The 22065-nt window shown below is 58.0% G+C and carries 25 protein-coding genes; 6 read left to right on the top strand and 19 right to left on the bottom strand.

The annotated features are described in order from the left end of the window. Positions 1–26: 26 nt before the first annotated feature. The 4 genes from GKO01_RS11015 to GKO01_RS11030 are packed head-to-tail and all read left to right on the top strand — an operon-like array spanning position 27 to position 7625. A complete protein-coding gene (locus GKO01_RS11015; protein WP_062493653.1) occupies positions 27–2162 on the top strand; it encodes a heavy metal translocating P-type ATPase in 2136 nt (711 codons plus the stop codon). Next, a complete protein-coding gene (locus tag GKO01_RS11020) occupies positions 2159–3424 on the top strand; it encodes a TolC family protein (RefSeq protein ID WP_233142691.1) in 1266 nt (421 codons plus the stop codon). The genes GKO01_RS11015 and GKO01_RS11020 overlap by 4 nt, the downstream gene beginning before the upstream one ends. Further along, positions 3421–4569 (top strand): efflux RND transporter periplasmic adaptor subunit, encoded by a 1149-nt coding sequence (locus tag GKO01_RS11025; RefSeq protein WP_233142694.1) that lies wholly within the window; start codon positions 3421–3423, stop codon positions 4567–4569. Before GKO01_RS11020 ends, GKO01_RS11025 begins: the two co-directional genes overlap by 4 nt. A 2-nt stretch (positions 4570–4571) precedes the next feature. Further along, a complete protein-coding gene (locus GKO01_RS11030) occupies positions 4572–7625 on the top strand; it encodes an efflux RND transporter permease subunit (RefSeq protein WP_062493647.1) in 3054 nt (1017 codons plus the stop codon). An 86-nt stretch (positions 7626–7711) separates the two neighbouring features. Here GKO01_RS11030 and GKO01_RS11035 read toward each other — a convergent pair whose 3' ends face one another. The 9 genes from GKO01_RS11035 to GKO01_RS11080 all read right to left on the bottom strand — a co-directional run bounded on the left by GKO01_RS11035 (position 7712) and on the right by GKO01_RS11080 (position 12537). Then, positions 7712–8506 carry a hypothetical protein gene (locus tag GKO01_RS11035; RefSeq protein ID WP_233142696.1) on the bottom strand — a complete coding sequence of 265 codons (795 nt, stop codon included), beginning with the start codon at positions 8504–8506 and terminating at the stop codon, positions 7712–7714. Between the two features lie 565 nt (positions 8507–9071). Next, positions 9072–9254 (bottom strand): hypothetical protein, encoded by a 183-nt coding sequence (locus GKO01_RS11045; RefSeq protein WP_086649730.1) that lies wholly within the window; start codon positions 9252–9254, stop codon positions 9072–9074. Next, positions 9251–9961, bottom strand: coding sequence for an HD-GYP domain-containing protein (locus tag GKO01_RS11050; protein ID WP_086649731.1), 711 nt, complete (start codon positions 9959–9961; stop codon positions 9251–9253). The genes GKO01_RS11045 and GKO01_RS11050 overlap by 4 nt, the downstream gene beginning before the upstream one ends. Before the next feature lie 54 nt (positions 9962–10015). Next, positions 10016–10435 (bottom strand): hypothetical protein, encoded by a 420-nt coding sequence (locus GKO01_RS11055; protein WP_086649732.1) that lies wholly within the window; start codon positions 10433–10435, stop codon positions 10016–10018. Positions 10436–10437: 2 nt separating this feature from the next. Then, positions 10438–10746, bottom strand: a complete 309-nt coding sequence (locus tag GKO01_RS11060; RefSeq protein WP_099287131.1) for a hypothetical protein — start codon at positions 10744–10746, stop codon at positions 10438–10440. Further along, complete coding sequence (locus GKO01_RS11065) at positions 10730–11017, bottom strand: DUF2312 domain-containing protein (RefSeq protein ID WP_086649734.1); 288 nt, start codon at positions 11015–11017, stop codon at positions 10730–10732. Before GKO01_RS11065 ends, GKO01_RS11060 begins: the two co-directional genes overlap by 17 nt. 10 nt (positions 11018–11027) lie before the next feature. Next, entirely contained in the window at positions 11028–11504 is a 477-nt protein-coding gene (locus GKO01_RS11070; RefSeq protein ID WP_086649735.1) for a transcriptional regulator, read from the bottom strand. 78 nt (positions 11505–11582) lie between these two features. After that, a complete protein-coding gene (locus GKO01_RS11075) occupies positions 11583–12113 on the bottom strand; it encodes a helix-turn-helix domain-containing protein (protein WP_086649736.1) in 531 nt (176 codons plus the stop codon). A gap of 70 nt (positions 12114–12183) precedes the next feature. After that, positions 12184–12537 carry a hypothetical protein gene (locus tag GKO01_RS11080; protein ID WP_086649737.1) on the bottom strand — a complete coding sequence of 118 codons (354 nt, stop codon included), beginning with the start codon at positions 12535–12537 and terminating at the stop codon, positions 12184–12186. A gap of 534 nt (positions 12538–13071) precedes the next feature. On the opposite strand from GKO01_RS11080, the gene mauJ reads away from it, so the two are divergent. Continuing rightward, positions 13072–14061, top strand: a complete 990-nt coding sequence (gene mauJ / locus GKO01_RS11085) for a methylamine utilization protein MauJ (RefSeq protein ID WP_086649738.1) — start codon at positions 13072–13074, stop codon at positions 14059–14061. A 52-nt stretch (positions 14062–14113) separates the two neighbouring features. Here the strand turns inward: mauJ and GKO01_RS11090 are convergent, their stop codons facing one another. The 7 genes from GKO01_RS11090 to GKO01_RS11120 all read right to left on the bottom strand — a co-directional run bounded on the left by GKO01_RS11090 (position 14114) and on the right by GKO01_RS11120 (position 19974). Then, a complete protein-coding gene (locus tag GKO01_RS11090; RefSeq protein ID WP_244901433.1) occupies positions 14114–16135 on the bottom strand; it encodes an ATP-dependent helicase in 2022 nt (673 codons plus the stop codon). Beyond that, on the bottom strand, positions 16128–16811 hold the full coding sequence (locus tag GKO01_RS11095) for a hypothetical protein (RefSeq protein WP_086649760.1): 684 nt from the start codon (positions 16809–16811) through the stop codon (positions 16128–16130). The genes GKO01_RS11090 and GKO01_RS11095 overlap by 8 nt, the downstream gene beginning before the upstream one ends. 10 nt (positions 16812–16821) lie before the next feature. Then, positions 16822–17793: a DUF3991 and toprim domain-containing protein gene (locus tag GKO01_RS11100; protein ID WP_167383469.1), complete on the bottom strand. Its 972-nt coding sequence runs from the start codon at positions 17791–17793 to the stop codon at positions 16822–16824. 434 nt (positions 17794–18227) lie between these two features. After that, complete coding sequence (locus GKO01_RS11105) at positions 18228–18494, bottom strand: hypothetical protein (protein ID WP_086649740.1); 267 nt, start codon at positions 18492–18494, stop codon at positions 18228–18230. After that, on the bottom strand, positions 18491–19318 hold the full coding sequence (locus GKO01_RS11110) for a DNA/RNA non-specific endonuclease (RefSeq protein WP_086649741.1): 828 nt from the start codon (positions 19316–19318) through the stop codon (positions 18491–18493). The genes GKO01_RS11105 and GKO01_RS11110 overlap by 4 nt, the downstream gene beginning before the upstream one ends. Positions 19319–19398: 80 nt before the next feature. Further along, on the bottom strand, positions 19399–19644 hold the full coding sequence (locus tag GKO01_RS11115) for a hypothetical protein (RefSeq protein WP_086649742.1): 246 nt from the start codon (positions 19642–19644) through the stop codon (positions 19399–19401). A 90-nt stretch (positions 19645–19734) separates the two neighbouring features. After that, positions 19735–19974 (bottom strand): hypothetical protein, encoded by a 240-nt coding sequence (locus tag GKO01_RS11120; RefSeq protein ID WP_086649743.1) that lies wholly within the window; start codon positions 19972–19974, stop codon positions 19735–19737. 282 nt (positions 19975–20256) lie between these two features. On the opposite strand from GKO01_RS11120, the gene GKO01_RS11125 reads away from it, so the two are divergent. Next, the gene (locus GKO01_RS11125; protein ID WP_086649744.1) at positions 20257–20775 is read left to right on the top strand and encodes a hypothetical protein; all 519 of its coding nucleotides are present in this window, start codon (positions 20257–20259) and stop codon (positions 20773–20775) included. Here the strand turns inward: GKO01_RS11125 and GKO01_RS11130 are convergent. Genes GKO01_RS11130 through GKO01_RS11140 form a run of 3 tightly spaced genes read right to left on the bottom strand, consistent with a single transcriptional unit; the run spans position 20757 to position 22025 of the window. Continuing rightward, entirely contained in the window at positions 20757–21290 is a 534-nt protein-coding gene (locus tag GKO01_RS11130; RefSeq protein ID WP_086649745.1) for a hypothetical protein, read from the bottom strand. The two genes, GKO01_RS11125 and GKO01_RS11130, sit on opposite strands and share 19 nt — an antisense overlap. After that, positions 21287–21535 (bottom strand): hypothetical protein, encoded by a 249-nt coding sequence (locus GKO01_RS11135; RefSeq protein ID WP_086649746.1) that lies wholly within the window; start codon positions 21533–21535, stop codon positions 21287–21289. Before GKO01_RS11135 ends, GKO01_RS11130 begins: the two co-directional genes overlap by 4 nt. Positions 21536–21569: 34 nt before the next feature. After that, a complete protein-coding gene (locus GKO01_RS11140; protein ID WP_086649747.1) occupies positions 21570–22025 on the bottom strand; it encodes a DUF3085 domain-containing protein in 456 nt (151 codons plus the stop codon). Between the last annotated feature and the right edge of the window lie 40 nt (positions 22026–22065).

Here is a 22065-nt window from a genome sequence, read left to right on the forward strand (position 1 = left end):
CCCTGCCGAGCGAACAGGAGAACCAGATGCCGGGCAAACATGAGTGGCGTATTACCGGGATGGACTGCCCGGCCTGCACCGCAAAAATCCAGAAAGTCCTGTCCCGCAAGACCGGTCTCGAGAACATCGAAATTTCTTTGGTCTCTGAGACATTGCGTCTCATCATAAACGAGAAACATGCGTCAAAAAGCGACGTCGAAGCCGCAGTCAGAGCTCTTGGCTACGGAATAGAGCCCATTGGTCCAGACCGGCCCGGTTCGACCACTGTCGTCACGTCATCAGTCTCACCGTTTCGCGAATGGTATCGGACAGCCAAGGGTCGTCTGGTGCTTATCACCGGTATCCTGCTCGTCCTTGCCTGGGGGGCAACATGGTTCCTTCCTGAAAATCTGCTATCATGGCCTTTCTTCGCCGCGTGTCTGACCGGATTGCTTCCGGTCGCCTATCGCGCTTTCAACGCGCTTAGGCTTGGTCAACCCTTCACGATCGAAGCGTTGATGACGCTCGCCGCAAGCGGGGCACTCTTCATTGGTGCAGCGCAGGAAGCGGCCCTCGTTGTATTTCTGTTCGCGGTCGGGGAGTTGCTGGAAGGTGTAGCGGTCAGCCATGCGCGAGATGGTATCAAGGCATTGGGCACGCTTGTCCCAAAAACGGCCTTAAAAGAAGAAGCGTCCGCTACGAGAGAAGTGCCGGCATCCGACCTGGTTCCCGGAGATATTGTTCAGGTGAGACCCGGGGACCGAATCCCCTCTGATGGAGATATTCTTTCAGGCACCAGCGGCATTGATGAAAGTCCCGTCACAGGGGAAAGCGTTCCCATCACCCGGGGGCCGGGCGAGGTAGTTTTTGCGGGATCAATCAATACCGAAGCCGCATTGCGTGTCCGTGTCACCAAAGCCGCATCTGACAACACCATCGCTAGAATCATCCGTCTTGTTGAAGAGGCAGAAGAAGCCCGTGCCCCAACTGAGCGTTTCATCGACCGTTTCAGTCAATGGTACATGCCTGCCATTGTCATACTGTCGGCGCTCGTTATCTGCCTCCCACCTCTAGCTTTTGGACAGATCTGGTCGATATGGATTTACCGCGGCCTTTCCCTGCTGCTGATTGGTTGCCCCTGCGCCCTGGTCATTTCGGTCCCTGCTGCCATAGCGTCTGCACTCTCGCTCGGTGCCCGTAACGGCCTGCTTCTTAAAGGCGGCGCGGTCATTGAGACCGCTGCCAAAGTGTCCATTGTTGCTCTGGACAAGACGGGCACGCTGACAAAGGGACAACCAGACGTCACAGATCTGATTGTCCTGAATGGGGAGTCCAAGGAGAAAGTCCTTGGTCTTGCTGCTGCCATCGAGGCAACGTCCAGCCACCCGCTGGCGCTCGCCATTCTGCGAAAGGCAGAAGGGTTAAACAGACCAGTTGTCCAAAGCAGCAAAGCTCTTGCTGGCAAGGGCGTGACCGCTGAGATTGATGGGCGCTCTTATACCCTTGCAAGCCCCCGGCACGCCGCACAGGCTGGCGCATTGTCGGAGAGCGCGCTGTCAGCAGCCACCTCATTGGAGGCCGCAGGCAAAACCGTCGCTGTCCTCTACGCAGCCCAGGCTCTGGCTTTGATTGGGTTGCGGGACGAGCCGCGCAACGACGCGTCAGAGGCGATGCGTCAGTTGCGCGCCCTTGGTATGACGCCCGTGATTCTGACCGGAGACAATGAGCGCACGGCGGCCGCTATCGCTGCAGATCTGGGAACTGATTTCAAGGCAGAACTGCTCCCCGAGCAGAAACTGATGGAAATTCAGGACCTCAATCAGCGGGGTAAGGTCATGATGGTTGGAGACGGCATCAACGACGCCCCGGCCCTGAAGCAGGCGGCTGTGGGTGTCGCGATCGGCTCTGGAACCGATGTCGCGCTGGAAACAGCAGATGCGGCGATCCTCCGAAATCGTGTCACGGATATTCCCGGCCTCATTCGTCTTTCCAGAATCACCATGCGGAATGTGCGGCAGAATGTCGCACTTGCCCTGGGGCTGAAAGGGGTCTTTCTGGTGACATCCATCGTCGGTGTGACAGGGCTCTGGGTCGCGATCATGGCAGATACAGGAGCAACCGTGCTGGTGACCCTGAACGCCGTGCGGCTCCTGCGGGTCAATGTTTTCCGAGATGCATCATGAGTTCGGGACAGCATTTCCCATTAACGCGGGTTCTGGCTGCATTGGGAGCCATGATCCTGCTGACGAACGCGGCTCCAGCGCTCGCCAGGACAGGATCGACTGACACCTTGCATGATATGATTGCCGACGCATGGGCCAATGATCCCGCTCAGAATGATCTGACCACACAGGAAAGCGGTGCGCAGAAGCGTCAGCGGGCCGCAAGGTCCTGGTTTGCGGGCGGACCATCGATCGACGTGCAATATTACGATGACCGTCCCAGTGGCCGGAATTATAATTACCGGACAGCACAGGGAGGTCTGTCGGTTCCTCTATGGCTTCCCGGGCAGGGGACGGCGACCGAGCATGTCGCTGCGGCCGACGCTCAGGCTGCACAGACACAGCGTGCTGTCGCACATATGGCCATGGCCATTCGCGTGGCGGACACGGTTGGCACATTGCTTTTGTCAGAGCGCCATAAAGCGACTGCTCAGTCGACATTGATCGCGCTCCGCCGGATCAATCAGGTTGTCAGTCTGTCAGTTCGGAAAAGTGAAAGTGTCTCAACCGAGGCGCAGGCGGTGAGTGCACAGATGGCGCTCGCGGAAAATGAACTCAACACGGTTGAGGAGGAAATCGAGGCAACGCATGCCTCTCTCGATATTCTGACGGGCCACCCCACACAACCAGATCTGACAGGGATCGATATGCGCTGGCCGGTGTTTCTTCAAGCCAGTGGACATCCGTGGACAGAGAGCAACGATCCTCGTGTGCAGGCCGCTCATCAGGCCGTTCGCGTGGCTTCCGAAAAAGATAATCTTGCAGCGCATAGCTATATGCCCAATCCCGAAATTGGGGTCGGCGTCATAAACCAGGGGCAGTATGGCTCGCCCTGGGATACCCAGGTTGGCGTCAGTCTGAAGATGCCGATACCAACTGACGTGACATCGGTTCCTATCCGGACACAGGCCCAGAGTGCGCTCTCAACAGCGATCAGAGAAGAAGCGGAAACCCGTCGAACCGTCAGAGCCGAAATGGCCCGTGTCCAAGCCCATCTGCGGAACACCTCTGCGTCAATCATCATGGCAGCACAGGCGGCGCATGCCACCGTTGGACGCGCTGATGCCATGGAGCATTCCTGGCGTGCTGGAGAAACTCCTCTCATCGAGGCGTTGCGGGCGCGGATGGATGCTTACAACAGCCTGACTGCATTCAATAAAGCCGAAATTGACCACCGTGTTGCGATCATTCGCACGGTTATTGCACTGGGATATATACCGTGAGATTTCCAATTGCGGCATGTACGATCATGCTGGCTCTTCCCACCCTTGCCTCGGCAGAAACTCCGACCTGGTTGCAACCGGTGACAATGGACGGCGATGCCGTTCAGGCTGAGGGCCTGCAAACTGCAATACTGCATCATGGCTCCGCAAAAGCAGAGGTCCAGGCCATGGCGACCGTGATGGAAGATGGTGCACATTCGGTGACCATTCGACCTGCCGGGGATGGAAAAGTCAGTGCTGTCTCAGTTCTACCGGGGCAGCATGTCAGGGCCGGCCAACCATTGGTCTCTTATATCGACCATACGTTGCATATCGTACAATTACAGCTCGCGCAGGCAAAAGCCGATCATGCCAGTGCGAAAGCGCGGCTGGCAGACGCTTCCCTCTCGTATCGGAGGGGTCAGGAACTGTCCGGAATGACAGTCTCGAGGGGAGAAGTGGCCCGACGTCTGGCTGCGTTACAGGAAAGCCAGAACGCTGTGCGTTATCAGGACGCTGCGATCGCAACCCTGACACATCGCCTGGAGGAAGAATTCACATCTCCGACGGAAAAGATCGTGGAAGACGAGAAATCCGTCCTGATTGCTCCATTTGATGGGGTCGTCACTCAGATCAATACGGCGGTCGACAATGATATCGGTCCAACTGACATCATTGCCCGACTGACCAGCCCGACATCAGTATGGATTGTTGCGCTCGTGCGTCCCGACGACGCTGCACGCGTAGAAGTCGGCGCCGACATACGCTTCTCACCCCTGGGATCAGCAGAAGCGAATGTCGCAAAAGTCCAAACCGTTGAAGGGACCGCCGATCCCGAAACTGGATTGATCCGCGTTGTCGCAACATTTTCGGACAGTCAAAAGACACTCCGACCGGGAACACAACTCACTGCATGGCTCCCCGTTGGCGAAACCGTCAAAGGTTTTGTCGTCCCCACGTCCGCACTTCAACGCGTGGACGGTCACATGGTCGTCTATCGTCGCATCGCATCTGACACATTTCAGCCCGTCCCGGTAAAACTGCTGCTGGAAGGCCCGGAACAAACCGTTGTTGCCGGGGAGATCAAAGAGGGTGACGATATTGTCACAAAAGGGAGTTTTACCCTGAAGGCTATGGCGCTGCTGTCTGGCCTTGGAGGAGACTGATCATGATTTTGTCTCTCATTCAGCGGCAGCGTTTCCTGATCTTTGGTCTGATTTTCGCCTTGCTGATAACCGGCCTTGCCTGTGTTGAAAAATTGCCTGTCGAACCCGTGCCTGACATTTCCCCCCGGCAGGTCATGGTTACAGTCACCGCCCCCGGTCTCGCAACCGAAGAGGTGGAAAAACTGATTACGTTTCCGGTCGAAACCGCACTAACCGCGATGCCAGGTCTTCAGGACCTGAGATCGGTTTCCCGAACGGGCGTCTGTGTTGTTTATCTGCAATTCGATGATGCGACAGATATTGATCTGGATCGCACGCGTGTGGCGGAGCGACTACAAGCTGCCCGTGAAAACGTCGCTGTACCCAATGTCAGTGTTCAGATGGGGCCACGGACGACGGGAATGGGGGAGATCATGCAGTTCCAGCTCAAGGGACCAGCATACTCTCTTATGGATCTGAACCGGATCATGCGATGGACGGTTGCACCGGCCATCAAACTTCTTCCGGGCATTGCTGAAGTCAACATCAATGGTGGCGCCGAACAGACATTCCAGGTCACTCTCGATCCTCTCCGTTTGAGAACTTATGGCGTTACGGTGGCCGACGTTGCTCAGGCCGTTGATCGCAACAACAGTTCCGCTGGTGGGGGCTGGATTGCTCATCAGGCCGAACAGCAGGTGATTGTCGGACGGGCGCTGGTTGGTACTCTGGATGATTTCGGTCTGATACCTGTCCGGATCGGTCAGAATGGACAGGTCATCCGGATCCGCGATGTCGGGAGCGTCGGTCTGGGACCGCGAACCCGCCTTGGCGCGGCAACACGGGATGGACAGGGAGAGATCGTTCTTGGGGCGGTCATGATGCAGGACGGCGCAAGTTCGAACGCCGTTCTGGGAGAGATTCACAACGCACTTCCCTCAATCCGCAAGGCTCTTCCGGCTGGTGTGGTCCTTGAACCTTACTACATGCGTTCAACCCTGACAGAAGAAACGATTTCTACCGTGAAGGAAAACCTCCTGATCGGCGCAGGTCTGGTACTCGTGGTCCTGATTGTCGTCCTGGGGGACTGGCGCGCCTCTCTGGTGATCGCCTCTGCCATTCCTGCTGCGCTGCTCTCTGCGTTTATCGGAATGCGGGTCTTCGGTGTCTCCGCCAACCTCCTGAGCCTGGGGGCTATTGATTTCGGCATGATTGTCGACAGCTCTCTTGTTGTTGTCGAACACTTCATGACATTGCGTGCAAATGGCAGTTCCGAGCGTTCAACCCGCGAGACTGCAATCGAGGCTGCCCGTGCCGTTATCAGGCCGGTGACGTTTTCCATCTTTGTTATCATCATGGTTTATCTGCCCATCCTCACGCTTGAGGATATTGAAGGCAAGATGTTCCGCCCTATGGCCCAAACGGTCGTGATGGCGTTGCTTGCATCGCTTGTCTATTGCTTCGTGTGTATTCCTGTCCTGGCCGCAATATTTCTGCGAACAGTTCCACTGGAGCAGGAAACATGGTTCGTGCGCCATGCGCGGCGTTATTACGAACCGATGCTGTCCTGGAGCGAGAGGCATTTTCGTCCGGTTCTCATCATAACCATCGGCATTTTTCTTTTTTCTGTCGGTCTTGCGACACGCCTGGGCGGAGAATTTGTTCCAACACTTGAGGAAGGATCTCTGACGACCACCGTCACGCGTTGGCCAAGCGCCTCCCTCCCGACCGTTATTGAGGAAATTGGCAAGCAGGAACGGATCATCAGGTCCTTCCCGGAAGTTCAGACCGTCGTCTCCAATATCGGAACACCCGCTGTTCCAACTGATCCGATGGGTCCTAATGAATCCGACAGTTTCATCATTCTCAAACCCCGTTCGCAATGGACAACGGGTCGAACACAGGCGGAATTGCTGCAGGCAATGTCTGATGAACTTCAGAAAAAATTGCCCAGTGCAAATTACGAATGGTCGCAGCCCATACAAATGAGAATGGATGAACTGCTGTCTGGAGTACGCACCCAGATTGCCATCTCGATTTATGGGAATGATCTCGAAGAACTCTCAAGGCTTGCCGACCACGTTACGCAGGTCGTCTCCAGTGTTCCTGGAGCGGCGGACGTCGCTCCTCAGGGCGACGGAACGGTTCCCTTCATGCACATTGATGTGGATCGGGACACAGCCGCACGGCGCGGTGTCCTTGTGTCAGATGTCCTTGACCAGATTACTGCAATAGGCGGCCTGATCGGGAAGCCCGTCGTTCTGGGAAATGCGATCATTCCGACTCAAATTCGTCTTGACCCTGCGTCAACGCTCTCTGTCGCCGCGATTGGTAATCTGCCCATACGGAGACTGGATGGTCGGGGATGGGTTCTTCTGTCGGATGTTGCTCGTCTTCAGGTTGTCGACGGCCCTTCGCGCATTGACCGGGATCGTCTGCAAAGACGCGTGATCATTCAGGCAAATGTGCGGGGACGCGATATCGGTTCTTTTGTCGCGGATGCCCAGAAGGCGGTCGCACGTGAGGTCAAACTACCGCCCGGATATGATCTGGCCTGGGCAGGTCAGTTCCAGAACATGAATTCAGCCATGAAGCGACTGGGGTTTGTTGTACCGGTTGCGCTCCTGATCATCCTGGCACTTCTGGTTGTCGCTCTGGGATCATTCAAGGCAGCGGCACTTGTTTTCGTGAATCTTCCCATCGCTGCGACCGGAGGCGTTATCGCACTGACCTTGAGAGGGTTGCCTTTCAGTATCGCAGCGAGCATCGGGTTCATTGCGCTTTTCGGTGTCGCCATCCTGAATGGCGTCGTACTGGTCAGTCAGATCAAGACCTTTGAGGAGGCTGGCCGCGATGCGGCTGCAGCAGCATTCGAAGCAGCCCGTTCGCGATTTCGGCCTGTTATTGCAACAGCGAGCGTTGCCAGTCTCGGTTTTTTCCCAATGGCGTTTTCAGGAAGTATGGGCGCTGAAGTCGAGCGACCGTTAGCTACTGTCGTCATTGGTGGGCTTGTAACATCGACGCTGTTGACCCTGCTGGTGCTGCCAACACTCTATGCTCGGCTGTTTCGGGCTTGAAAGTATGTTTGACCCGGAGGTTATAATGTCTGCTTTCGGGACGAAGAAATAGCGATCCACCGTCTGGAATGAGGCGTAAGCAGCCGTCAATCGTGCAATTCTCGGACGCTTACTCTCTCCCCCTCTGCTTTCTTCATCTTCCTTCTCAAAACTCTGCGCTCCTGGCGCGCTTTCCTCCTTTTCTTTTCGCTTGCCTTCCACCAGCCCCGCAGGACATCACGCAGTTCCGGGCACTGTGCGCTGATCTGCCCATAGGACTGACGCCGGAACCGGGCGACGCCACCGAAGCGGTCGATCCCGGTCAGCAGGGTGCTCCTGCCGATCTCCGGATAGAAGATCACGCCAACGCCATCCTGCGCATCTGGTGTTGAGGGCAATCGAAGGAAAAGGGTAGCGAAGGCGTCCGTTGTCTCAACCCATCGCGGCACCGGTCCTGCCAGTTGGCGCAAAGGCATCAGGTCAAAGTGGGGACAGTTCTCGGCTATGGCAGTCGCGAGAGGCGGAGACCTGTGCCAGAAGCTGGCGCTACATCCCGGCCAGTCTTTTGTGGCGTCAGTCGGAAAGAGGATTCCGAAGACTGTGATGAGATCCGCTTCATAGACAAGCTCGCCGCCCTGCCATTTGGCAAAGGCCGGATCATCGAAGCAGTCGAAATACTCCATTCCCCGGATGCTGACGTCTGGATATTCGTCAGACAACCCCAGCCCATGACCAAGAAATGAGGTCCCGATCCCGCTTTCGAGGGTCATCACGAGTGTTGTTTCATCCTCCCACGTCATGTGTTCGGGTGCGCAGGTCCGGTAGGCGCGCTCTCTGGCGATCTGGCGCAAACGGTCCTGTGGGCCGGTGAGCGTGAAGACTGTTATGACGGGAGTAGCCATGGAGAACATCCTTTTTCATTTTCTGGATGCTTTCCTGCCGGCGCAGACGGCTGGCCGGGACAATGGCGCGCCCTCCAGGGCGCGGGCCGCGTGCGGCCGGACCATTGTGGCGGCCAGACGGCCTGTGGCTGGCCCCGTTTCTCTTCTGACCCTCCCGGCCTCCCGCTGGCGGGGATCTCATTTTGCCTTGAGCACTGGCCCATGGGGCTCAGAGCGCCCCGACTGCCGTTCGACAACCATATTCCATCCCGGAGTGCCTCAGTTCAGAGACGAGGAGGCTCATGACTGTGAAGGCGTTGCCCGCTCAGGGCAGGAAACTCTAGAAATCATACAGTCATATGCCGGGGACATCAGTGCGATGTTTAAAGGGACACTTGCCAGATAGAAGGAGCTCCAGCACCAAATGACGACGTTGTCCAGAATTGTCCTCGACACCACGAACATGATGCTCAAGATCCATGCAGCCTACCGACATGATGACATCTGACTGACGCCCTCCAGAAGGACGTCAGTTATCCAACCTCGTATTTCAGACCGGTTGAGCGCCTCAAATCGGTCCTCGACCCTACGGCAGCTGGCGCCCGGACAATGCTACATCCGCCTGAACATAGAGTGCCTCAATCACGCACAGACCCTCCTCTTTCCGCTTTTCTGTAAAGAGGCGGTCTGCAACGTCAGCGAGAAGCTTCAGGCGCTCCGTGCAAGACGGGGCGGTGTGAGCTGCGGGCGGAAGAGTAAGAGGCATCATGGTGTCTCGTTTCGAATTTTGAGGCTACGAGATGTTACGGGGGACTGGCCGGGGACGGGCTGATACCCGTGAACGGGCTGCGCAACCCCACGACGGATGGTTAGCAAATCATCAAAGAAGGTAAGCGCATGCCCCACCAGATCGGGATCAAACGCGCCGCCCGCATGCTCCTGAAGAAAGGCCTTCACCTGACGCGGCGACCATCCTGCCTTGTAGGATCGGGTAGAAAGCAGGGAATCAATTACATCGGCGAGGCCGATGATGCGCGCAGCCAGAGGGATGGATTTTCCCTTCATTCCGAACGGATAGCCGTCACCGTCGTAACGCTCATGATGCAGGAGGACAGCCTCATGAACGACAGTCGGAATATCTTCGGACAGATGAAACAGCGCTCCGAGACCAAGGGATGGATGCTGTCGCATCACCAGCGTCTGACGGGCATTGAACACGCCCTGATGATGTAAAAGGCTGTCCGGCAGGAGCAGTTTGCCCGCATCGTGCAGTCGGCCTGCCAGTTCAAGGGAGCTGGACGAAAGTCCACTCCCTGCCAGATGGCCGAGCAGACCAGCGAGGCGCCCGACCCTCTGCCCATGTCCGTCGTCACCCTGAGCAATCTGTGCCAGGAGCGAAGTAAGAGGCGGACCCTGCCGCTGATAGGACGCAGGCAGTCTCACGACCTCTTTCAAAAGTGTCTGCAGTTCAGGCATTTTCCCTCTGCCGGTTGTGTAGGATCACTTTAGGAGCGGCCAATGTGAGTCCGATTATCCCGGATGGATCATGCTGCGGACGAGGCCGCCAAGTGCCATGGCAATGCACGCAACGAAGAGTTTGATCCGCGCCTTGGGGCCATAACCATGGCCGGACACCATCCCTGCGGTTCTTTCAGCGACTTTCGTAAGACCGACAGTGCCAAAGGCCAGAGCCATCCACTGCCAGAACGAAAGCGTCAGAACGGGCTGACCCAGCCCGGACATGCGCCAGGCCCCCTGCCCTGCAAACTGGTCCAGACCGAAAAATCCATCGGCCGCATTCACCAGAAGGAAGAGACTGACCCCTGCCAGGAACCTGACACCCGACGCGCGACGAAGAACTGTTTCAGCAGGGCGGGCCTGCCCCACCGTCGACCGGTATCGGACACGGGCAATCAGGGTCGGGGTCCAGTCCGCCGAAAAAAGGGGCATAGTCAGAACCCCACCGGCAAAAGACGAAACACAGAGAGCACCAGGCCAAGTCCGGCAAACATTATGCCGCGCCTGCGCTCAAACCCGTAGTCGCGGCCATTGTCCCCGATCTCGGGAGCTCCCGGCCCTATCATCGTTGCCAGGCAACCGGCGACGATGAAGACCGGCCCCATGACGGCACCAAGCCGGGGGATGACGAAAGCGAAGAGGAGAAGTCCCACACTTGGCCAGCAAACAAGGATATCCCCGGCTGTCTCTGCGAGACGATGGCGCAGCGGCGTATCCTGCATCGTGTCAGAACCCCAGCGCACGGCGGTAAATGTCCAAAAGAGTTTCCTGTTCCTCGACCTCTGAAGGATCCTGCTTGCGCAACCGGATGATCATCCGAATAACCTTGACATCGAAGCCGGCTGATTTGGCTTCGGAGTAGATGTCCTTGATGTCACCACTCAGCGCCTTGCGCTCTTCTTCGAGGCGTTCGACCCGCTCGATGATGGATCGCAGTCGATCGGCTGCGATGCCGCCTGCGACAGCACCCTGATTGTCCTGAGAGCCATCGGGGAAGGATACGCGTTGCAACATGATTAACCTTTCAGAAATCGGGTGAGAAGCAGATGGGAGGCAAGGGGCGGAGCAACTCGCGATGACCATCCGCCAGGGCTTCGAGCCAGCGGGACTGCCGCTCCGGGAGATATCCCTGTTCCTCAAGGACGCGACGAAGGGCGGTTCGATGTTCACCGAGGCGCTCTGCAAGTGTGCGTTCAGACCAGCCAATGGTCAGAAGGGCGCTGGTCATCGCGTAACCATTCAGGGGAGGCCTGTTGCCTACGGGCGGAACGGCCCGTGCCAGCGGATGGCTCAGACGGCGATGCAGCATCCCAAGGGCCGCGAGCCACTTGAGAAACTCCGGGTCAGGAATACCCTGCCCCGATTGCCAGCGCAGGATCCGGTCCTTTGAGACGCCGGAGCGACGGGACGCCTGACGCACCCCCCATCCGATTGCCGAGAGCTCACCGGAGATCGACAGCGCTGCACGCCGGTGCCCCGGACGAACGGACCGTGAATCCACATGTCCTGCCCGTGGTTGCCCACAGCGCTGTCCACTGGTTTGGGGGATAACCCGCAAACGCAAGGCCTCGGTCATGCGTCAGCCATGCCGAGCGATGTCGGTGAACGTCCTGTCCTGCGCACCCTGCCGGATGTGTTTGGCCATATGTGGCGAAACGATCCGATAGCGGTTAGGTCGGCGCGGATCCAGTCGTTCTTCGATCAATCCCGCCTTTTCCAGGGCTGCAAGGGACTCCCGGACCTGACCAATGGCAAGGCCGAGCCATGTCGCAATTTCACCGGCTGTTTCGTGTTCGGTCAGAGAAGCAAAAACAAGATCCTCGATCGGCGACGTCTTGACGGTTCGTGTCGCCGGCATCCAGGGCACCCGGGCATAGACACTATGACCGAGGGCCGCGATTTCACCGGCCTGGGCCAGCGTCGTCAGCGCCATCGGCAATGCGCCAGCCTGTTCCGGAGTCAGGTTCGCGCGGAGTTCGAGCACATTATATGGCCCCCGGTTGAGGCAGGTCCGGACATGTTGAAGCACGGACTGATAGACTTCACGCTGCGTCTCCGCCTTGAGCTTGCGAAAGACCCGCGCCTTGGGTTGATGACCTCCAAATTTCACTGTGATGCCCCGTCGTCCATAGCCACGCGGTCACTATGCGTAAGGCTGTTGTGAGTGTGGTCAGGCGACGTCACCATTGGCCTGCCGCTCGCGTGCAGTCATAGGCTTTCTGGAGATTGACCAGTCCGATAGCGATCCAGAGCGGCACGAAGACAACGACATACCAGCGCGGCATGAAAGCCTTCGTCTTCCACAGGCGCATGATGTCGACGAACAGAACGGTAATGCCCAGGGAGAACAGGATCGCCTGCGCAAGCATGGTCCAGACCATCTGGATGTCGAAAGGAAAAACAAGCCAGCCAAAGCCGAGGAGCATGGTCGCGAGGACGCCAACGCCCCCGAGCAGCCAGGGGGACGATAGAGAGAGAGAAAGGGACGATTTGGGCAGATCTGACTGCCCAATGGAAAGTGTGTGCTCGGTCATACCGCGCAGTATGATGACAGCGTTTGTGAGTGCGGTTCAGGACATGGGCCGAGAGTGAATTGAGGCTACGAACGGGACCTGGCTCCCTGATGACGCTCACTCGATCTACCGGCTGACTGGGGAGGGCGACGTTGAGGCAAAAGAACTGAAAATCCGCATCTTGATCTGATCCAGGAGGTCTAGAAGACACACAAGCCTGTAACATCCTAACCGCGTGGACGAGCTGAACCATCGCCCAGGACATCTCCACGTATATTGGCGATTACGTTGCCACCATGATCAGCGGGCACTGTCTTGCCAGCGCAGACATCAAACAACCACAATGAGCCGTGATGCTACTTAAACGAGAATGAAGCGTGATCGAAATCGGCCGTCTGATCCTAACAAGAATCTTTCTTTAATGATTATCTTTATTTAAGAATCTAAAGGATAAGTTTCCAGTCCTCACTTCTTGAGAACATAATCGCAAGCATTCTAGTTGATGTGGTATCTCACGATATGGTCAATAAAAAACCTTCCGACACTTCTACGCGAATGGGTTCCGAATTTATTTTTGAAAATCTTGGCTGGCCGGGCACCCAGCACGAATTAAGTTTCTGCCTGCAGACTCCAGACTGCACCAAAACAGATGCAGAGCGGCTGCAGGACAACACGGAAAGGCCATTTGAAGTCACCGCTCTCTTGTCTAAATCCCCGTTCTCCGCAGGAAGTCTAAAAACAAAATACGACGCGACGGACGGCAACTCCTATTTTACGTTTTTGTCACCTCGAATGACTGTCGATACCCCATGGGGCGCCGTCAACGTCTACAAAAACGAGTCTGACGAAGCGTCAATGATATCAATGAAGGTGCAGGCCCATACGGCTAGGAATGCGCTCGATAGTATGCAGTTAGCAGCCTCGGCTGTACTTGATTATTGGTCGTTTGAATCCGCAGTTCCGGCTTACATCATGCATTTTCGTGCACACGACATTACAAACGAAGTCGAAGTATTCCGAGTGTCAGCACCGTTCCGAGTCAAGCCGATCGGCGCAGACGATACGGAAATGCCAACCCCTTTAAGGCCAGTTCTTGCGCTGTATCGGGAGGGACTAGGCTCAGGGAGCCCTGTGTATAAGTTTTTTTGCTTCTACAAAATATTGGAAGGCTATTTTAAGCGGTTAAAACCTGAACTAGCCACGTTATTCAGAGAATCTGATATTGCCTATCCTGGTCTCAAGGAGGTTGTACCGACCTTCGATGATCTTGACCCAATATTTAGCCATTATATAGGGAAAAATATTAAGCAGTTTTTTGATAAAGTATTAACTAAGCAATTTCGTGACGCCGTCGCTCACTTCGAGAAAGACGGATGCAGTCCACTTCTTATGAATACGCCTGATAATACCATCGGATTTCACCAGGTCTCTACCGCCGCAGAAATTTGCGCACGTACTGTTATTCAATCCTACCATGAGGTATTTTTTATTGGCAGGGACGCTGGATTAGATATTAATTCTCTTATTCCACTACAAAAACAGTAAAAGTGATAATCGGAATTATTTCCCGTCCGTGACGGACAGAGTGATTTGAAAATCAAAACCCCATCGCCTCTCTCTGAGCCTGCCGATTGAAACCCGTTCCCCGTTGGAACGCGGGACGGCGCTTGAGATCCCGTCCCCAGCCGTCCCGCCGCGCCTGAAGCGGGATCTCGTCAATAAAACAGCTCGGATTGGCCTGCTCTCCTCGACGAAACTCGCACCAGGACACACTGACGCGCTGGCGGCCGCGCGTCAGTGCGACATAGGCCAGTCGGCGTTCCTCTGCCGGGTCAATGTTCGTGCGCGACGGAAACAGCGTATCTTCCCAACCGATCAGAAAGACATGCCCGAACTCCAAGCCTTTTGAGCCATGAATGGTCATTAGCTTGACCCGGCCGACACTGTTATCGTCCGGGTTCTCCGAACCGAGGGCCGCATGATCGAACAGTTCCTCCACCGAGCTGAACTCGTTGGCGAGCGACAGAAGCTCATGCAGGTTTTCCAGTGCCGTGCGCCCGTCCTCCCCGGCCGCCTGATGCATCGCGAGATATCCGCTCTCTTCGACCAGAGCCCTCAGACGTTCACCCAGACTTGGTTCGTCGCTGCGTGCCCCTTTCAGAATGACGTCCAGGAAGCCGCGCAGCTTGTCGGCAGCCTTTCCAGTGCGTCCCTGCACCGTGCGCTCGGCTGCATCATAAAGCGAGATCGCCTCCTCGTCCGCGACCTGCTCGAATTTCGCCATAGCCTTTGCTCCGATCCCCCGGGTCGGCTGATTGACGATCCGCCGAAAGGCTTCGTCTGACTGCCGCTCATACGGAAAACATGTCAGACGCAGGAAGGCGAGCGCGTCCTTCACGACCGCGCGCTGCCAGAAAGCGGTATCATTGACCAGCTCATACGGGATCTTCGCACGCAGCAGAGACTCTTCCAGCAACCGGGAGAGATGGTTGAACCGATACAGCACCGCCATGTCCTCATAAGGCACGCCTTCCAGGGCACGACGTCCGATCTCGGCCGCAATCCCGGAGGCCTCATCCTGACTGCCGGTATGCCGCAGAATATCCACTGGCTCGCCATCTCCAGACGCGGTATAAAGCGTCTTCTCCAGACGGCTCGTGTCATGAGAGATGACCGCATTGGCTGCGGACAGGATATGACCGGTCGAGCGGAAGTTCTGCTCCAGGGCAATCAGACGTCCGGTCGGAAATTCCTTGAGAAAGCTTCGGATAATCCGGACATTGGCCCCACGCCAGCCGTAAATTGACTGCGCATCGTCACCCACAACGAAGAGCTCGTTGTGGTCTTTGGACAGGCATTTCAGCCAGAGAAACTGGAGCCGGTTCACGTCCTGGAACTCATCGGCCAGCACGCAGTCAAACCGGCCCGCCCAGTCGCGCCTGTAGCGTTCATCGCGCAGCATGGTCACGGTAGGCCATAGCAGTAGGTCTGCAAAATCCGCGCGATTGCTTTCGCGCAGCATCGCCTGATACGCAGGATAGAGCACGGCCGCATCCCGCCAGACCATGATGTCATCACCCTCAGTAATGGCATCCGTCGCAATCCGTCCCTCGACCCAGGTGACGGCGTCCGGGGGAAGCACCATGTTTTCCTTGAGCATGGCAATGCGCGAGCTGACGGACTTCACACGCTTGCGGAATGTCTCTCCATCGTCAGCATTCATGACGCCTGCTTCAATCGCCTTTTCCAGAAGGCGGCGCACGATCTTGGTACTGTCTTCGCTGTCACAGACGTCGAAGCCCGGACGCAGCCCGGCAATATCCGGATCGGTGCGCAGCTGGCGGCGCCCGTGCGCATGGAAGGTCCCCACCCAGTACGGCGCCTGCGCGATGTTCAGCGCCGCCGCGATCCGCGTCTTCATCTCCCCGGCCGCCTTGTTGGTGAACGTCACGGCCAGAATGCGATCCGGGGCCATGCGACGCTTGACGACACGATCGACGATCCCAGCCACCAGCGTCTTGGTCTTGCCAGTCCCGGCACCTGCAAGAACAACAACGGGCCCCGTCTGACGTGCGGCCTCTGCCTGGGAGAAAGTCAGTCCGGAGAGATGATTATCCACGACCACGTCCCTGCTCCCGGGTGCCATGAAGAACTTCGCACCGGCTCGCACGGCGGCCATCGAGGCTCAGGACCATGTCCGGCTCCACCATCAGATCAAACTCACGCCCGAAGTCCCACGTGCCGTCTGCCAGAACCGTTCCCCCGACGATGAGGCCGCGCAACACGTCGCCACCGAATGCGACCTCGGCGTAGGTCTGCGGAAAGGGCGGCTGATTGTGCAGCAGGGCCCAGGTATGCCAGACGCGGGTCGTCTCGGCGTCGGCATGCCAGGCGGCGGTCAGTTCTGCGACATGTCCCAAGAGTGTTACGGCATCCGGACGGTCAGGATGACGCGTGCTTCCGGGAACGGTGCCGATCAGAACAAGCTGCTGCTCTCCCGCCTGACAGGTCAGGAACCTGCTGCTTCCGGTCGGAGACTGAACGAACAGGACGACGCGTCCGGGGAGATCCCAGCCTGCTGCACTCCAGCGTCCGCCAACAACGAGACCCTGGCTCCGTTCCCCCTCAGGACCGTATTCCACCAGAGCCCAGGGAATGCGACATCCGAGGTCTGGCATCAGGCGCAGATAATGGTCCGCGTCCGGGTGCGCCAGAAAGGCCGCTCTCAGGGCGTCATTTTTTTCGTGGCCGGGAAACAGAGCCTCCATTTCCCGTCGTGCCTTGTCATTTGTCATCAGTCTCTCCTCAGGCAGCGCGGGCGGCGGCCACAACAGTCTTCAGGGCGTCGTTGAAATCTTTGCAGCCCCCGTGGGGAATACGGCGGATCACACGGACACCGGCTTCACGGCCCAGCTCTGCCAGGCGCGCGGCATAGCGGTTGCCGGCGTCATCATTATCGGTTGCGGCCACCAGAACGGCTGCCGGATCTTTTGCCATCTCAGTCAGTTCGGCTGTGAGGGCTTCGACCGTCTCCGGTCCCATGCCACCTGCGGTCGAGCAGTACAGGGTTTCGCGCGTGCGCTCACTATCGAGAGCAGCATAGGACAGGGCATCAATGGCGGATTCACTCACCACCAGACGGCGGACCGTGCGCGCGAGGCCGGGCTGAAACCGGAACAGCGTTTTGACCGTACCCGACAGACACATGCCCTTGGTGTCCGGACCACGTAGTTCCGCACCACAAATGGTCCCCCTGGCATCGCGGTGGCAGAACCAGGCGGCGTGATAGCCGTCCCGGATGCAGCCGGTCATGATGGCCCGACGCAGAACCCACTCCGGAAGGCCGCGCTCCTCTGTAAGGTACGCCCACACCTTTGTGCCGGATGTCAGTTCCTTCTTGCCATGCCAGCGCTCGGCCGGGGCAACGTCTGGCGTTTTGGCCTGACGCTCACGGACATATTCTGCCCCCTTCGGCGCAATGCCCACCAGCTGTCCCAGCGCAGTGCAGGCCTCATGAAACTTCAGACCGGGTGTCAGGCGCTGGATCAGGGAGAACACATCCCCTTTTTCGTCCGATCCCGTGTCCCACCAGCCGCGGCCTTCATGGTTGACAATGATCGTCTCACCCTTGCCCGCCCGGTACTTCAGAGCGTTGCGCGTGCTTTCGGGCTTGTCGAGAAGATAGCCATGGCGCTCAAGCAGCAGAGCACAGGAGACACCTTTGACGATGTCGGTCCGGTCACTATCAGACAGTCTGAACGGCTCAAAGCGTGCCATGATCGTCATCCTTTTCGTTTCGGGACGGCGCAACGGTCAGAACCGGCCTCAACGCCCCTGTCATCTGGGTTTAATTTAGGAAAAATCCGCAAATATTGCAAGTAAAAACGGCTGTTTTCTGCGGTTTTATAGGGTTTTATTTGCCGTAACCTTGCACCACACAAACATCATCTCCACAAACTTAACGAATACTTAAACAAGCCTTTCGTTCGACCCGTGCCGGAGGCAAAAGGGGCGAAAGCAAGCGCAGCGACGCCTTTCGTCCCGACGCTTTCAGGTCCGTCACAAACGCAGCGCAGGACAGGATGCCTTCTCAGGGGACCCGGCTGCACGGAGCAACCGAAGGGCGCGGAGGAAGCTGGGGTGGAAGGTCGTCTTGTCCGGAGTGAGGCTTGTGGCACTCCAGACCTTTCCCGTCAGAAGCTCCCAAGCCGTCAGGCACAGTTCCGATCCGTGAAGGGACTGGGCATCACGCTCATCTGCTGTGCGCTCCGCACCCGCTCGGGAAGATGGGCCGATCCCTCGAGCTCGCAGGCAATGGCATCAACCTGAGCCTTCAACGCCTGAATATCCTGCAGGCCGATGCGGTCCCTGCGGATTTCAAGGCGCCCGTACACGGCTATGCGTTCCTCCCCGTTCTCGATCGTCAGATCATCAATCTGAACGCTTTCGCCGGCGTCCAGAAAAGGAATGAAGCTCATGGCATGATCTCCAGCACAGGACTGCCAACGGCAGGTCGGATGCGAACAGTATAAGGACTTTTCAGAGGATGAGGCAGCGTCATGGCAGTCTGACGGATCTCATCGGGAAGAGAGGGGAACGGATCCACACCCGTTGCCTGGGTCAACGCGCCGATGCTGATGATCGTACAGGTCGGCTGGCTGCTGTTTTGGCAGTAATACGCGCCCGCTCCGTCTTCGGCGGGGTCGTAAACAGCCTTCCACGTCGCCACCGGCACAAAGACCTGATGTGCACCAATGGTATTTACCGAAGCTCCGAAAGCCGGTCCCGTGACGACATAAAGTTCTCCATCTCGTCGTGCGAGACGACGCACAGCCATTTCCACGCCTGTCCAGATGCCTTCGTTCAACTCAGGCGTCTGGGGGACAACATTGGCGAGCGAAAAACTCTGCTCCTGCGCCTGCAGAGTGGGCTCGTCAGCAGAGCACACCATATGGCCCCGGTCGTAGTCCGATCTACGGTAATCACTCAGCTCGGCCCGGTCTTCAAAAGACAGACGCGGATCGGCATGAAAAAACCGGACGACCCGCCCAATCTGCATGCTGCGCTCCAGATCTTCCTCGGTCAGGTGCTCGGCCGTCCATAACGGGCCATGACTGATGCCCGAATGCAGCACAGCAAAAGCGTCATTGCACAACAGCACGGTCTTCTGCCCAAGCGCTGCGTTAGTCAGAACCGGGAGCTGATTATCTCCTCCAAAAGCGGAGCACTCTGCAGCCGCCGCGTGGGTTATGCCTGCCCATAGCAGGCTCGCCAGGGTCAGCCCTGTCATCGGCAGTCGCATGGCCCATCCTTTTCTTCCCGAAGGCTTCTGTCTCACGGCGCAGGATGGCACGGCCTGTTGTGAGTGCAGGATCGCGCCCGTCAATGGGAGACACTCATAAGTGTGCGCTGCGCTGAACGATGGGCAGCGCTGGCATCACGACGCAATGCGGCGCGTAACGCCGCTCCAAGACGATCATCATTCGCGTCGTCAGCGAGATGATCTGCTTCCGCGTAAAAGCGCCGTGCGCGGCCAATGGTCTGGCCTGTTGAAACCGCCCTGTGAAAGACAGGCGCTTCAAGTACGGGAAGAAAACTGGACGCGGGCGTATCGCTCTGGACCTGCATGGTGCGGTTCCTTTCTATTTGTTTGCCGGATGCGGGCCGCACTGCGGCCCAGATATTCGTGGAGGAAGGAGGAGATCGGGAGGCCTGGTCTCAGTCCCCGGTCCGAGGCAGGGGAGCGCGCTTCACGGCCATCCCATCACTTGCAAAACAGAGCATTCCGTTGTGCCGGTAATGATTGCGTCGCACCTTGCGGTACACGCCTGACAACTCCGCACCGCCTATGCAAAACGTCTCGTCAATCTGGAGGTCTGCGAACAGAACCGTGTCCGGTCCGAAGACTTCTGCCTTTTTTCGGGCTGCTGTCAGATCCGTTTTCCTGCGCTTGGACATACTCTGCCTCTCTCGGATTATTTCGTTCCCGATCGGCAGCCTCGTGGGGCGGACGGCGTGGCAAGGGCGGCGCTATGCGCCGGGAGCGGAGCGACGCACCCTTGCTGCGACGCCTGCCCCATGAGAGCCCCTTCCCTCCCTCCTCTTTCTCCTTCCCGCGCGTCTCCTTTCAGCCCCCAAGAGGTTTTCGCGAGGGCCTAATAAGGCCAGTATCTCATTGTTTTTGTTGACTTTTATTTATGGTGCGCTTTACGCTTGCACCACAACAAAAGGAGGACGCCGATGAGTGCACAGACAGATCAGACCGCCACGGTGATCCGCTTTCCACAGGAGCGGCGTCGCGCGCCAACCCTGGACGCGCTGACCGACGCAATCCTGCCCGAGACGCAGTTGCGGTCGCTTGCAGAAATCCGCGGCGTGACACCGCCCCGACAGGTTGAGCGCCTCCACGCGTTCGGACGTGAGAGAGCGCGACAGATTTTTGGAGCCACGGCGTTGCCCGAAACCCGCGAGGCCCGTCAGCACATGGCGTCTGACTGGCTGACCCTTCTGGTCAGTCGGGCCCTGGCCCGGGTTGCCGACGCACGATCTCTCACGGAACAGGCGGAGCGCCGCGAGATCGAAGATCCGCAACGCGACGGCATCTATGACGATCTTGCGCAGTCACTGCGCGCCGAGATCGTCGCCTGGGAGACGGCCCAGAATATTCTCGGCGGATGGGAGGTCGTCCAGGCACTGATTGACGATCCGGACTCCTGCGCCGTCACAGACAGCGCAGCGTGTCAGAGCAGACCCATCTGAACAGGCTGCTGCCGGGACAGAGGTGCAGATAGCGCCGGAGCCAGTGAAATGCGGCCTGCATGATCGGCCGGCACGCCGTGACGGTCGAGCAATCTGCGCAACAGCGCCTGTTCGCCCCGGAGCGTTTCCTGCCGCAGTTCAGCGCGATACAGGTCAAGCACCTGATGCTCGACCAGAAGTGCCGCGATCCGGCTTTCCACGTCTGACCAGGTCCAGGCGGGATCGCCGATCCCGCCGCGCGCGACGATCTGATCGAGGAAGGCGAGACGCCCCTGCGTCGAGCAGAAATACCGTCCCGCAAAGCCGTCCCGGTTAAAGCAGGCGATAAACCCCCACATCTGGCTGACGCGCTGGTACAGCGCCTTGCTGAACCCCTCCTCCGGCAATCCTTTCGCAACAAAGGCGAGGATTGCATTGGCCAGTTTGGCTTTTTCCTGCGGTGAACTCCACTGAGTGGCCGTCAGGCCCTCGGCCTCAATGCGGACGCGCCGCAGGTGTGGCAACAGCAGGCTCATACGTGAGCCTCCTGTGCGAGCGCGGAGAGCGCCTCCGCGACCGCGCCTGCCAGTTCGGGTCGGCGCGCGATCAGCCAGCCCGTCAGGGCGGTACGATCCGCCGCGTCGACAAGGGAGACGACGCGATCGACATCGCAGCGCCGCAGCTGCTCCACGCTGTCAGCAGCCACGGCAACGGCCGAGGCCCAGATCTGATCGCGGGACCACGGACCCGCAGACACCGTTTCAGGCGTAGCATCGGACATTCTTCTTCTCCTGAAAGATTTCGAGGACCCTTGGTCAGGCCAGGAATTCGAGTGTTTCCGGAGTGATGTTCATGCGCAGTGTGTCGCCTGACGCCTGCTTGAGAGCCTGCCGCACAAGCGCTGCGTCCAGGAACTCGCATCCGTCATCCCCGCCAAAAGCCTGGCGTTTCACGTCATGAGCCCTGCCCGCGTTCTGTTCCGGGTCCGCTTCGCGCGCATACGCGCACAGATTGGGCTTCTGACCGTCATCGGACGGCAGAAGGGGAAGCCCGTTCGACATCATGTAGATCCCGTGATCGCCAACCAGCCACAGACCCGCAGAGATCTTTGTGGGATCGACGTCTTCCTGAAGGCCCCATTCACGCGCGCCATGCCCGGGCTTGCGCAGGCTTTTGTCAAAGAGCTGGGTCAGCGTGGCGCGGCGCTCGGACGCGGTCTCGGCATGGGCAAGAAGGCGCTCGATCAGCGCGCGGTCGAAAGTCACGATCATGGGTCATTTTCCTTTGATCAGAAATGAAAAAACCCCGCTC

It is taken from the genome of Gluconobacter kondonii (assembly GCF_002723995.1).
Lineage (GTDB): Bacteria > Pseudomonadota > Alphaproteobacteria > Acetobacterales > Acetobacteraceae > Gluconobacter > Gluconobacter kondonii.